Source organism: Neisseria sp. Dent CA1/247, assembly GCF_022870825.1.
Taxonomy (GTDB): domain Bacteria; phylum Pseudomonadota; class Gammaproteobacteria; order Burkholderiales; family Neisseriaceae; genus Neisseria; species Neisseria zoodegmatis.
Genome location: NZ_CP091522.1, coordinates 155,699 through 169,825 on the forward strand (window position 1 = coordinate 155,699; position 14,127 = coordinate 169,825).

At 53.4% G+C, this 14,127-nt stretch carries 7 protein-coding genes and 1 pseudogene; 5 read left to right on the plus strand and 3 right to left on the minus strand.

Annotated elements, in window-relative coordinates; translation table 11 throughout:
* Positions 1-20: 20 nt before the first annotated feature.
* Complete coding sequence (gene pyk / locus LVJ85_RS00740; RefSeq protein ID WP_244740607.1) at positions 21-1,493, plus strand: pyruvate kinase; 1,473 nt, start codon at positions 21-23, stop codon at positions 1,491-1,493.
* 143 nt (positions 1,494-1,636) lie between these two features.
* Entirely contained in the window at positions 1,637-2,440 is an 804-nt protein-coding gene (locus LVJ85_RS00745) for a J domain-containing protein (protein WP_244740609.1), read from the plus strand.
* 146 nt (positions 2,441-2,586) lie between these two features.
* Here LVJ85_RS00745 and LVJ85_RS00750 read toward each other — a convergent pair whose 3' ends face one another.
* From LVJ85_RS00750 to LVJ85_RS00760, 3 genes are all read right to left on the minus strand, one after another.
* On the minus strand, positions 2,587-3,558 hold the full coding sequence (locus tag LVJ85_RS00750; protein ID WP_244740611.1) for a TraB/GumN family protein: 972 nt from the start codon (positions 3,556-3,558) through the stop codon (positions 2,587-2,589).
* Between the two features lie 164 nt (positions 3,559-3,722).
* On the minus strand, positions 3,723-4,670 hold the full coding sequence (locus tag LVJ85_RS00755) for a DUF58 domain-containing protein (protein WP_244740613.1): 948 nt from the start codon (positions 4,668-4,670) through the stop codon (positions 3,723-3,725).
* Positions 4,654-5,565, minus strand: a complete 912-nt coding sequence (locus LVJ85_RS00760) for a MoxR family ATPase (RefSeq protein WP_244740615.1) — start codon at positions 5,563-5,565, stop codon at positions 4,654-4,656. Before LVJ85_RS00760 ends, LVJ85_RS00755 begins: the two co-directional genes overlap by 17 nt.
* 290 nt (positions 5,566-5,855) lie before the next feature.
* Here LVJ85_RS00760 and leuS point away from each other — a divergent pair.
* The 3 genes and pseudogenes from leuS to LVJ85_RS00775 all read left to right on the plus strand — a co-directional run bounded on the left by leuS (position 5,856) and on the right by LVJ85_RS00775 (position 14,123).
* Positions 5,856-8,493, plus strand: a pseudogene (leuS, locus tag LVJ85_RS00765) (leucine--tRNA ligase).
* Between the two features lie 133 nt (positions 8,494-8,626).
* Positions 8,627-11,236, plus strand: a complete 2,610-nt coding sequence (locus LVJ85_RS00770; protein ID WP_244740617.1) for a type VI secretion system Vgr family protein — start codon at positions 8,627-8,629, stop codon at positions 11,234-11,236.
* A complete protein-coding gene (locus tag LVJ85_RS00775; protein WP_244740619.1) occupies positions 11,229-14,123 on the plus strand; it encodes a phosphatidylserine/phosphatidylglycerophosphate/cardiolipin synthase family protein in 2,895 nt (964 codons plus the stop codon). Before LVJ85_RS00770 ends, LVJ85_RS00775 begins: the two co-directional genes overlap by 8 nt.
* Positions 14,124-14,127 lie beyond the last annotated feature (4 nt).

Below are 14,127 nucleotides of genomic sequence, written 5' to 3' on the forward strand. Positions count from 1 at the left end.
GAAATCAAAGGATGTTTGCCATGAGTGCTTCACAACGCGATTTAACCCGTATCCGCCACAACACCAAAATCGTTGCCACGCTGGGGCCGGGCAGCAACCATGTCGGTTTGCTGAAAGACATGATTGCCATCGGCGGTTTGAACGTTGTCCGTTTCAATTTCAGCCACGGTACGCCCGAATTTCATCAGGAAAACGCCCGCATCGTCCGCGAAGCCGCCAGGCTGGCCGGCCGCGAAGTCGCGATTATGGCCGACCTGCAAGGCCCGAAAATCCGTGTGGGCAAAATCGAAGGCGGCAGCATCAAGCTCGAAGCAGGCGAAAAACTGCTGCTCGATGCAGCCTTGGAAGGCGAGGGCAGCCGCGAACGCGTCGGCCTCGATTACCGCGACCTGCCCAAAGATGTGAAAGCCGGAGACATTTTATTGCTCGACGACGGCCTGCTTACCTTGATTGTGGACAGCGTCGGCGGCAGCGAAATTTTAACCACCGTTCAAAACAGCCATGTGCTGAAAAGCAATAAAGGCATCAACAAACAGGGCGGCGGCCTCTCTGCCGGCGCGCTTACCGAAAAAGATTTCCGCGATTTGAAAACCGCTGTGGCCATCGGTTGCGACTATTTGGCCGTCAGCTTTGTGAAGTCCGCCGAAGATATGCACACCGCCCGCCGTTTGGTCGAGCAGGAAATGCAGGGCAGCGACGCCGTGCGCCCCGGTTTGGTGGCGAAAATCGAACGGGTGGAAGCGATTGCCCATCTTGATGAAATCATTTTGGCTTCAGACGGCATCATGGTTGCCCGAGGCGATTTGGCGGTGGAAGTCGGCAACGCCGCCGTGCCCGCTCTGCAAAAACGCATGATCCGCCGCGCCCGCGAGCTGCGCCGTTTCAGCATTACCGCAACGCAGATGATGGAAAGTATGATTACCAACCCCGTGCCGACCCGCGCCGAAGTGAGCGACGTGGCCAATGCCGTGTTGGACGGCGCCGACGCAGTGATGTGTTCGGCAGAAACCGCGATTGGTGCGTATCCGTTTGAAACCGTGCGCCAGATGGCCTTGATTTGCGCCGCCGCCGAAGCCGAACAGGATTCGCTCAACGGCGTGAGCGAAGAATACAGCGACGATGCGGTAAGCACCAATTTGGCGATTGCCGGCGGCGCGGTTCACGTTGCCCGCGCCGTTAACGCGCGCGCCATTGTTACCCTCACCGAAAGCGGTTCGACCGCGTTTGAAATCAGCCGCCACAGCATCCAGCTGCCGATTTACGCGCTGACGCCGAGCATTTCCGCCCAGCGCCGCATGGCCATGTACCGCGGCGTCCGCCCCATGATTTTGGCGACCAGCACCGACCACGACACCGCTTTGGAGCAGGTGGAAAAAACGCTGGTCGAGCGCCAAGTGCTGGCTGCGGGCGACCAATACATCATCACCAGCGGCTCGCGTATGCGCGAAACCGGCTCGACCAATATGCTGCAAATTTTCACCGTGCGCGGGTAAACATTCACGCATTTGGGCTAAAGGCGTTACATCAAAGGCCGTCTGAAAAAGCGTTTCAGACGGCCTTTGGCTTATGGCAAAAGTTTCCATTCGAGAGCTTTGCTATATAATCCCTCTTTTTCAAACGGTTTCAGCAGGATACGATGTCGAAGCGCATACGCACCCATTACGACAATCTGAAAGTTTCACAGGATGCGCCGATAGAAGTAATCCGCGCAGCCTACCGCTCGCTGTGCAAAAAGTATCATCCCGACCAAAATCACGATAATCCCGATGCCGACCGCATCATGAGCCTGATCAACCGTTCCTACGCCATATTGTCTGACCCCGAACAGCGCCGCGCACACGATGAATGGATTGCCTCGCAGCAGCATCACGGCGGTATGGCAAGCGAAGACAGAACGTTTGCCGCAGAAAGCGAAAGCAGGGCAGGGCAGCCTTTTAATATGAGGCCGTCTGAAACCGAAACGGAATATCCGCCGCAACACACATTCAAAAAACACCGCTTGTGGCTGGGGCTGGTGTTTTTTCTTGCGGTGCTGGCGGGTTTGTTTTGGCTGGCCGACCAGCAGCGCCAAGCCGCATCGGATATGCCTGCCGTCCGCAGCGGCGATGCGGGCGCGTCTTATCCCGAGTTTGCCCAATATTGGGAAGGCTATCCCGTGTTGGCCGAAAACGGCAACGGCATGGTGAAGATAGACAACGCCGGCAACCGCTCGCCAGTGTTTGTGCAGATTTATCCGGCGGATAAAAAAACCGCCATCCGCACGCTGTATATTCCGCCCGCCGCCGACTTTACCGTGTTCAAACTGGCGGCAGGGGCTTACACGCTGCGCTACCGCCAGTTGCAGACTGACGATTGGGAGCAAGCCGGGTTTCAGGTTTCAGACGGCCCCGGCCAAGCAGAACATGTTTTGCTGAAACCCGCCCGCATCGTTACGCCTTGAAACGGGGAAGCTTCCTGCATTGCGAATAAAAAACATGCCGCCGTTTCCAACAGCAGGAAACGGCGGCATGTTGTGTTTGGCGAAGCTCACAAGAGTGCTTTAGCGAAACCCGTAAACTCGTTTTTCAGACGGCCTTAAAGTTAAGGTTAATGCCATGCTTTCAGCGCAGGTTCGGGCGTAACCGTATAGCCTTTGCGGCGCAGTTGCTCGATCAAACCTTCTTGGCTGGCAAGGTGGCCGATACCCACGGCAATCAATGTTTTCTGAGTATCGACGTTTTTTTGGATTTCCGGCATCCATGCGCGGTTGCGCGCGGCGATCAGATCTTGCTCCATCCACTTGCGTGCGGCGGTAACTTCTTCCGGCTTCATGCGCGGTTTCGAGAGGTTTTTGTCCATAAACGCCGGAATGTCTTTGAAGCGGTTTTGCGCATATAGACGGTGCAACGTGCGGATGTCGGCGGTGTCTTGCGCGTGGTATTTCACCATGCTTTTCAGCATGGCCAACGCCAGATCGTTGGGAATGGAAGAAAAGTGGTGGAACACGTCTTGAACGTTTTCCAGGCTGCCGCGCGGTTTGCCTGCTTTCTTGGCCGCCTGCGAGAGCAGGATGTCCACGCCGTTTTCGGCGCTGTATCCTTTGGGATTGTATTCCATCATCAGCATCACGACCGCCCACGGTTGCAGGTTTTCCAATACCGGCAAGAAAACCGACAGCTTGGCCGAGCGCTCGAAATGGCGTTTCAAGTTGGCAAATTCTTTTTCGCCCAAAGCGGTGCGCAATGAATTTGGCGAAATCATCTGCTGCCCCATATATGCGCCCATCTCTTCAACCGCTTTTTCATCGGGCAGCATGTCCACTTCGGTAACCAGTTTGTCTGTTTTGGCCAGCAAAGCCTTTGCCTGCTTGCTTAACGGTTTGTTTTTCAGGCCGAGATGCAGTGTGCCGAGCAGGTAAGAATCCGGCTGCCCCGGTTTGCTGACTTTCCAAACGTTGCTGGTCAGCTTGGGCGAGTGCCAGTTGAAAGACGGGGCAGGTTCCGCTTGTGCAAACGGCAACGCCGCCAACAAGGCGCATGTGCCTGCCAATTTAACCAAGCGGGTTTTCAGATTCATCATATTCATACTCCAAAGCGGTTGTGATTGTTCGGTACAAAGTAAAGGGGCGACCATCGCGCCCAGTTTTCTTGCATCATTAGAACAGCTACAAACAAATCCGTTCCGCAAGCGCGGTCAGACTTTGGTTGCAGAATATGTTTTTCAGACGGCCTTGAGAAGCACCGCTACCACAATCCCAACGCCGTCAGGCAGATTTCGCGCTGCCCTTTCTGCGGGGCAATCACCCGCTGCGGCAGCTCCAGCGAATACGTCTGCCCGCTGCGTTCGGCTTCCAAAACGCGGAAACACAGCAAGCCTGCCAAGCGGTCTTTGGAGGTGCCGGCGGGGTAATCCAGATAGGAAATCACGGTATTGCGGACGGCGGTTTGCGGCTCTTCAAAGCGTTTATCCAGCATTTCGCCTGTTTTCGCATAAGTTTTCCATGCCACATGCTGCAACGACGCGCCTTCTTGATGCGCCTGCAAATAAGACAAATCGTCGCCACCCTGAATAGGCGGGCGTTTGCGGTCGGTTTCGCTGCCGCGCTCACGGCCGTCGGGCAGATCGTGCGGAATCGGTGCGGGAAACACCACCGCATCGCTCGGCCAATGCCACACACACTGCACCATGCTCATGCCGAACGGCGCTACCGCAGCCGTGCGCAGCGGCGGTACGCGCAAATAGCCCCGCATCAGCGCGGGAATCTGCCAGTGATACACAGAGAGGCCGTCTGAATTCATCTGCCACGGCTGCCAGAGTTTTGCCGCCGCTTGGTCGGGATTGAGGAAATCATCCTCGCTGCACAGCCACAACCAACGGCGGCGCGAGTTTTGCCGAGCAGTTAATTCGAGCACCGCCGTATGTCCCGCAAACACCTCTTTCGGCATGTTGACATCTATCTGCACATCCAAAAGCTGGCGCAGATTCAGCAACACCGCCACTGCCAAAAAACCTGCCAGCCAGAAAGCGGCGGCATATGCCAAATTTACCTGATAATTCAGCCCCACCAGCCACAGCAGCAACACCGTTACCAACAGGCCAGCACCCAATCGGGTCGGGCGGCAATGCAGTGAAGCCAAATCGGGAGAACGCCCTGCCACGGCGGGCAGTTTGTGCTTACGCGACGGCCACATGATTGAGCAGATCCGCCAAAATCTGTGCGCTGGTCATGCCTTGCTGCACCGGCTGCAAACGGTGGTTGGCCACCGGCACCCACACCGCTTTGATGTCTTCCGGCAGCACATGTCCTCTGCCCTGCATAAACGCCCATGCTTTCGCCGCATTCACCACAGCCAAACCCGCGCGCGGGCTGAGTCCCAGCACAAACCGTCCCGGCTGGCGCGTAGCCTGCACCAAACGGTACACGTAGTCAGCGGCCGCCTGTGCAAACTTTACCTGCGCCGCCTGTTGCTGCCATTGTTGCAGCGTCTGCGCATTGCACACCGCCTGCAAAGCGGGAAGCGCTTGACGGCGGTCGCCCTGAAAATAAAGCTGTTTTTCGGCATCGGCCACGGGATAACCCATGCTCAACCGCATCATAAAACGGTCGAGCTGAGATTCGGGCAATGGAAACGTGCCGAGCTGCTCGACCGGATTTTGCGTCGCCACCACGATAAACGGCTCGGGCAGCGCATAGGTTTTGCCGTCCACCGACACCTGATGTTCTTCCATCGCCTCCAACAGCGCGGATTGCAGCTTGGGCGAAGCGCGGTTGATTTCGTCGGCCAATAAAAAAGAATGGAACACGGGGCCGGGGTGAAACTCGAAGCGGCCTTCGTTCGGGCGGAATACATTCACCCCGAGCAAATCCGAAGGCAGCATATCGTTGGTGAACTGCACGCGGCGGTAGTCCAGCCCCAACACCGCCGCCAAGCCGTGTGCCAATGTGGTTTTACCCACGCCGGGCACATCCTCCAGCAGCACGTGCCCGCCTGCGAGTATGGCGGCCATCAATTGTTTTAAAACGGTTTCTTTTCCCAGAATCAGCGAATTAAGCTGGTGTAATGCGTGTTGGATGTGATTGTTCATTGTATTTTTTTGTGTTTTGTAGAAGTGTGGTTACGGAAGTTTTTAAGCGGTGGGCATTTTAGCATGGGAAGCCGCCAAACCCGCCGGATGGTTACGCTCGGTATTGTCAGGTGTGGCGAAAATGTGCAAGTGCCGTTGAGGCCGTCTGAAAAAAGATGGGGCGTGCCGTGATTGGCTGTTCGGTTTCAGACGGCCTCTCTACATTTCCCCAAAAGCCTTGCATTAAACTGCTATAATTCCGCCTTATCTTTACGTTTTTCTGATTAAAAGCATTTCAAAAGCACAATACCATGCAAGAACAATACCAACCGTCTGCCGTCGAGCCGGCAGTACAAGCCAAATGGGATGAAGCCCGTTTGTTTAACGTGGCTGAAGACGCGTCCAAACCCAAATACTACTGCCTCTCCATGTTCCCCTACCCCAGCGGCAAGCTGCACATGGGGCATGTGCGCAACTACACCATCGGCGACGTATTGAGCCGCTACAAACTGCTCAACGGCTTCAACGTGCTGCAACCGATGGGCTGGGACGCTTTCGGTATGCCCGCCGAAAACGCCGCCATCGACCGCCAAGTCGCCCCTGCCAAATGGACTTACGAAAACATCGCCTACATGCGCAACCAGCTCAAGAGCTTGGGTTTTGCGTTTGACTGGGAACGCGAATTCGCTACCTGCTCGCCCGAGTATTACCGCTGGGAGCAGCTTTTGTTTACCAAACTGTTTGAAAAAGGCGTGATTTACCGCAAAAACGGCACGGTAAACTGGGATCCGGTCGATCAAACCGTTTTGGCCAACGAGCAAGTGATCGACGGGCGCGGCTGGCGTTCGGGCGCGTTGATTGAAAAACGCGAAATCCCGATGTATTACTTCAAAATTACCGATTACGCCGAGCAGCTTTTGAGCGATCTGGACGGCCTGAACTGGCCGGAACAAGTGAAAACCATGCAGCGCAACTGGATCGGCAAATCGCGCGGCGTGCAAGTGCGCTTTGCGTTGGATAGCGGCAGCAAACAAGGTTTGGAAGGCGATTACGCCGAATACTTGCAGGTGTACACCACCCGCCCCGACACCTTGTTAGGCGCGACTTACGTTGCCGTTGCCGCCGAGCATCCGCTGGCTACCGCCGCCGCGGCCGGCAAGCCCGAACTGCAAGCGTTTATCGCCGAATGCAAATCCGGCAGCGTGGCCGAAGCCGACATGGCGACGATGGAGAAAAAAAGGCGTGCCGACCGGCCGCTATGTGATCAATCCGCTGAGTGGCGACAAGCTGGAAGTGTGGATTGCCAACTATGTATTGTGGGGTTATGGCGACGGTGCGGTAATGGCCGTGCCCGGTCACGACGAGCGCGATTTCGAGTTCGCCAACAAATACAAACTGCCGATTAAACAAGTTGTCGAATCCACTTTGGAACAACCTGCCTACAATCCGAACGAATGGCAGGATTGGTACGGCGACAAAGAAAACACCCGCCTGGTCAACAGCGGCGAATTCGACGGCATGGATTTTCAGACGGCCTTTGATGCCATTTCCGCCAAACTGCAATCCCTAAACGCCGGCGCGCCGAAAACCCAATACCGCCTGCGCGACTGGGGCATTTCGCGCCAACGCTACTGGGGCTGCCCGATTCCGATCATCCATTGCGAAAACTGCGGCGACGTGCCCGTGCCGGCCGAGCAGTTGCCCGTGGTGCTGCCCGAAGACGTTGTACCCGACGGCAGCGGTTCGCCTTTAGCCAAAATGCCCGAGTTCTACGAAACCACCTGCCCGCACTGCGGCAGCCCGGCCAAACGCGAAACCGATACCATGGATACCTTTATGGAATCGAGCTGGTATCAGTTCCGTTACATGTCGCCCCAGTTTTCAGACGGCATGGTTGCCCCCGAAGCCGCCCGATACTGGCAACAGGCCGACCAATACATCGGCGGCATCGAACACGCCATTCTGCACCTCTTATACGCCCGCTTCTTCACCAAACTGATGAACGAAGAAGGCATCGTGCCGGTGAAAGAACCCTTCGCCAGCCTGCTCACGCAAGGCATGGTGCTGCAAGCCACTTACTACCGCGAAACCGAAAGCGGCAAGAAACAATGGTTCAACCCCGCCGAAGTGGAGGTGCAAACCGACGACAAAGGCCGCCCCGTCGCAGCCGTCTTAAAAGCCGACGGCCGGCCGGTGGTGATCGGCGGCGTGGAAAAAATGTCGAAATCGAAAAACAACGGCGTTGACCCGCAAGAGCTGATAGATGCTTATGGCGCCGACACCGCCCGCCTGTTTATGATGTTCGCCTCACCGCCCGAACAATCGCTGGAATGGAGCGATGCCGGTGTGGAAGGCGCACACCGCTTCCTGCGCCGCCTGTGGCGCACCGTGTTTGAATACATCAACCGGGGCGGCGCGGCCAAAGCCTTTTCAGACGGCCACGACAGCTTGGGCAAAGAGTTGAAAGACCTGCGCCACAAACTGCACGCCACCATCGCTAAAGTCAGTGACGACTACGGCCGCCGCCTGCAATTCAACACCGCCATCGCCGCCGTGATGGAATTGCTCAACCAATACGACAAAACCGATTGCACGTCCGAACAAGGCCGTGCCGTGGCGCAAGAAGTGTTGGAAGCCGTTGTCCGCTTGCTGTGGCCGATTGTGCCGCACATCTGCGAAGCCTTGTGGAGCGAGTTACGCAACGATACCCCGCTGTGGCAAGCCGCTTGGCCGCAAGCCGATGCCGCCGCCTTGGTGAAATCCGAAATAGAAATCATGGTGCAGGTAAACGGCAAACTGCGCGGCAAAGTTACCGTGCCCGCCGATGCCGACAAAGCCGCCGTCGAAGCCGCCGCCCTCGCGACCGAAGGCGCAGTGAAATTCATGGAAGGCAAAGAACCGAAGAAAATCATCGTCGTCCCCGGCCGTTTGGTGAATATCGTGGTGTGAGGTTGATTGTCTCAAAAAGGCCGTCTGAAAAAGCCGTTTGGCCTTTCAGACGGCCTTTTATTTCAGTTATATATCATATAAATATCCAAATGGTTTAAAATCGCGCTTATTTGTTTTCAGCAGATTTTGAATCATGCAGACCCAATCCTACCACCTCAGCTTCTCCCGCTTCAGCCCGTCCCTCTCCGTCGTCTCCTTCACCGCCACCGAAGCATTGAATACAGCCTACCGTCTCGACATCGAACTGACCTGCGCCGATGCCGATTTGCCGCTGTCGTCCTACATCAACCAAGCGGCCAAGTTTACGGTAACGCCGGTAAGCTCTGATGCGTTGGGATTGATCGAAGGTATGATCGCCCCCCAAGCGTTGAAGGAATGGAGCGGCATCATCACTTCCTGCGAGAAGCTGTCGGTATCGGCCGACGAAACCCGTTACCGCATGGTATTGGAACCGCGCATTGCCGCATTGAAGCACCACCGTACTTCGCGGCTGTTTCAAAACCAAAACGTTCCCGACATTATTGCCGCACTGCTGAAACACCACGGCTTCTCCGGCGTCGATTTCCGTTTCAATACCTCACGCGAATACGGTGTGCGCGAGTATGTGACCCAGTATCAGGAATCCGACTTCGCCTTTCTCAACCGGTTGTGCGAAGAAGAAGGCATCTGGTACGCCTTCGAGCAGAACGCCCAATATGGCGAGGTGGCGGTATTCGGCGACGATGCCGCCCATTATTTTCGTGACAACCGTCTGCCGTATCCCTACCGCCCCCACGGCAGATTGGAGAGCGTCGGCAAGGAAGCGGTGTTCGCCTTACAGGTAAAACACAATCCCATTCTCGAATCCATCCGCGTCGGCGACTACAACTACCGCGATGCCGATACCGACTTATCGTCCACAGTAACGGCCAAGGGTACGGAGACCGACGGCAGCGTCTTACTCGGCAGTGACAGCCATTGGGGTTTGCATCACAAGACACCCGAAGAAGCCCAACTTCAGACGGCCTTACTGCAACAGCTCGACCACAGCCGCCGTATTGTTGCTTCCGGCAGCGGCAACATCACCGCGCTTAGCCCCGGCCAAGTGTTTCAGACGGCCCCAAGCTTCAGCGAAGCACCCAACGGCTGGTTGGTAGTGTCGCTTACCCACAGCGGCAGCCGCGACCAAGCGTACAGCCATACTTTTACCGCCATTCCCGCCGACAGCATCTTCCGCCCCGAACGCATCACCCCGTTGCCCAAGATTCAGGGCAGCCTTCCCGCCAGAGTCACCAGCCCCGGCAACTACACCTACGCCTATATCGACAATATGGGGCGTTACCGCGTCAAACTGCCGTTTGACCTCGACGAATGGAGCCCGGGCGGAGAAAGCCGTCCCATCCGTCTGGCCAAACCCTATGCCGGCCCCGACTACGGCCAACACTTCCCGCTGCACGAAGGCACCGAAGTGATGCTGTCGTTCGTACAGGGTAATCCCGACAGACCCTACATCAGCGGCGTGATGCACGACAGCTCCCACCCCGACCACGTCCCTGCCGACTGGAACACCCGTAACGTCATCCGTACTTGGGCGAATAACAAACTGCGGATGGAAGACAAACAGGGTCAGGAACATATCAAACTGGCGACCGAATACGGTAAAACCCAACTCAACCTCGGCCATATCGTCGACAGCCAAAGACAGAAGCGCGGCGACAACGGCGAAGGCTTCGAGCTGCGTACCGACAGTTGGGGCGCATTACGGGCGGGTAAGGGTTTATTCATCAGTGCCGATGCCCAGAATCAGGCTGCGGGTCAGGTGTTGGATATGGATGCCGCCATTGCCCAACTCGAGCAGGCAATCTCCTTAGCCAAAAGCCTCAACAAAGCCGCCCATACCGCCAAAAACGAAGCCACCGAGGCCGAAGAACAGGCAGGCCGTCTGAAAGACAGCCTCATACAGCTGCAACGCGCGGGCATCATCCAATCCGCCCCCGACGGCATCGCTACCGCCACCCCGCAAAGCCAACTGCACACCGCCGGCCAACACATCCACCACATTAGCGGCGGCGACACCGACATCAGCGCCGGCCAAAACTTCACCGCCCATGCAGTCAAGAGCGTCAACTTGTTCGCGCAGAGCAAAGGGGCGAAGCTACAAGCCAATCAAGGCAAGGTGGAAATTCAGGCACAGAACGACGAGATGCAGATCAACGCGCTTAAAGACGCCACCATTACCAGCAGCGCGGGCAAAGTGACCGTGGCGGCCAAAGACGAAATCCTGCTGACCAGTGGCGGGGCGTACATCAAGATTAAAGACGGCAACATTGAGCTGGGCTGTCCGAAGATGGTGTGGGTGAAGTGTGCGGGGTTTCAGGTGATGGGGCCGGCCACTATGAATTACACCCATCCCGAGTGGCCGAAAACGATTCCTAAAATACCTTTAACGTTGAAAATAGGCCAATCGGCGCATGGAAGCGGCGGGTTTGCAGGTATGCCTTATGTTTTGTATGCGGATGGTGCTGAAAAAATGAAGGGCATACTTAATGCCAAAGGGGAGTTGGAAATCGAACACGAGCTAACCACAGGCAATTACAAAATAGAGCTTGCCAATGGTCGGGTATTCCAATTGCCGGTCGTTAAAAAATATGAAGGCAAAGACAAATACACCAGTCAAGGCTTTTTCCCGGGTAGCGCAAATCCCAAAATTGAAGAATATGCCAAATTAGTTCAAGGAATTTTTACGGATCAAGACCATGAGTGAAGCAAATAAGAAACGTAAAGTAAAAAGAAGCGGGGTATCGGTTTCTGAAAAGCGCAGCAAAATCGCGGAAAGCTGGTTTGTTGGAAAGGGCAAAAAAAATGTGCCGTCTGCCGAGCAAGCTACCTTTCTTCCCCTTGTAAACGGAGAAGCTGCCTTTGGGGAATTGTATGACTCGATCCAAAAAGCAAAAAAAAGTGTAGAAATGGTCTGCTGGGCTTTTCAGCCTTCGATGTATTTCAAGAGGGGGGTTAATTCCGCCGGTGCGCCTATCGGCGAACTGCTCATGGAGCGTTTTATTCAAGACAATGTGGATGTGAAAATTCTGTGTTGGCAAACAGCACCGTTTGCAACAGAAAAATTTCTTGAAGACAACACACCGGGTAGAAGTACTTTATTGTTTTTGCACGAATATTTGGCATACGGCTATTTCTTGGACTTTCTTTTGGAGCCCGCCAATATTGAAGAGCATTTTGAGAAACTCGAGAAAGAAAAGTTTTTAGAGCCGGAAATTGCTCTTCACAAAGTCGGTTCTAAACAACGACACAGTTTTTATAAGAAAAAGCGTAGCCATTCTGTGGAGCAAAGACGCTTCGATTGGGCTTGGTACGATGCGGTGGAGGGTTACAACACCATTCAAAATGATGAAGAGTTTCATCGGAAAATGGCTCAATTCCAGAGAATGCACGACTATATTCATGGTTCGGGATGGGGAACTGTCGGCACCATTTTAAAAATCAAAAAGCAAATCGGTACTGCGATAGACGAATTGAAAGAGTTTTTTGAAACCAATCTTCTGCCCAAATCATTCAAAGACCTCAGAAATGAATGGAGAAATATGCGCTTCGAGCTTAAAGAAGCGATTCATTATGAGCTTTTGAACCATGTGCATAAGTTTTCTCACGAAATATACAATGCTCGAAACACCAAAATGGGCAAAGATATGATCAGCAAAGGTTCGAAGCTGGCGGGCATCAATCCTGACGGTTCGGTGGATACCGTGGATGAAGTGCGTATCGCTTTATTTAATAAACTTTTTGAAAAAGCGGCAGAAGATGTTAAAGCCACAGGACCGATTCATCCAATCGACCAAACACAAGACAAAACGATCGGTCTTATCGGCTCTGCTCTTCCCAAATTAAAACAAGGTGTTTTCTTAAAAAAACCGGGTGGGGAAGGTGGTATAGAAATCAATATGGAAAATGTAGTGGATGCCTTGTTTGATTTTCATGTAGTGCGTGATTACGTCAATTGCATGAACTACCACTTTTTATTGAGAAACGAAAAAAAATACCCCAATACATTAGCCTTTATGCGCTTGAGAAATCAGGGAGATTTTAAAAGCAGAAAACAAAAAGTGTCTTTTGTAACCCGCGAAATCAATCCGGCGATTTTCCCCGAAAGCTTTCCTTTTAAAGATAAAGGCTTATCAGACTTATCTAAAGACATCTTAAAATTTACACCTACCCATCATCAAAAAACCGTCATGATAGATTACGAAGATCCGAAATCTGCGGTCGGTTTTGTGATGGGACATAACATGCTCGACCGTTATTGGGATACCAACGAACACTACGCTTTGCCGGATGAGTACAAAACCTATACCACCAGCAGAGATGGCCCCGGCGAAGTGGATGAACATTCCAAGCTGGAAAACATAGATGAAAGCCAAATGCGCGGACGAAATCCCAGCGCCGGTGCATTTTTCGGCACGCCGCGCCAAGACGTTTCCTGCAAGCTCACCGGAAAAGTGCTTTACGACATTGATGCCAATTTTGTACAAGGCTGGAACAAAGCTTTGCAAGATAACGGCTACTATCGAATAGAACACCAACCGATTACCCCGACGGAACGCGTAAAGAGAGAGCAATTCAAACCCCGCCGGCCTCAAGAAAACAAAGAAGGCGGAGAGCCCTTGTTTGCCCAAATCCTGCGCACACAACCTGAATATCAAGAGGACAATGTACACGCGCTTTACGAACAGAATTTCAAAATGGCTACTTCCTATATCTATTTTGAAAATCAGTATTTCCGTTTCCCGCCATTCGGAGAAGCGTTGCGTAACGGATTTAAAGAACGTAAAGAATTTGCCGCCAGCAGAGGCATTGATACCACCCATATGCAGCCTCTCTGCGTTTTTGTAGTGACCAACTCCTCGCAAGAAGGTTTAGGTCCCGGCGTGGTCAATACCGACCGCATGCTCGAAGCCTTGGGTCGCCGAGATGTGATGCCTTCCGTTGCCCGGGAGCGTATTTTGGAACAAGCCGGATACGGCAACAAAATCCAGCGTATGTTTCCCAACCTTCCAGCAGACAGCATTTGGCGCAAAATCCTACCCGATTACATTTTGCCACCTCCGCCGCTGAAACCGATTCAAGGCTTAAACGAGCGCGAAGTGAAAAACAGAGAGCTTGCAGAAAAAGTTAAGAAAACCAAAGATGTTGATGAACTTCGCGAGATTTTAAAAGAGGACTTGGAAAAAGAAGGCATTAAAGTACATATTTGCACATTGGTTGCCGAAGATTGGGAAGAAATCTATATCCATTCCAAGCTATGTTTGATTAACGATACCTTTGCAACGCTTGGCTCTACCAACATCAATACACGTAGTATGCAGATAGACAGTGAGTTGAATGTTGCGATTGAAAGTCAGCCTGTTGCTCATAAGATGCGGTATGATATTTGGGATTGGCATACGGGTGGGCAACCAGTAATGAATCCAAGTGATCAGTTGATTGATCCTGCTATTTCAAATGAGATTTTTGATATATGGACACATTTGTTACAAATGAATAAAGAAATGAAAGAATCCGAACAACTTAGAATGATGCCACTTTTAGAATTTGATTTAACTGATGTAAATAAAGTACCTACAGTAGATTGGGATTAGGAAT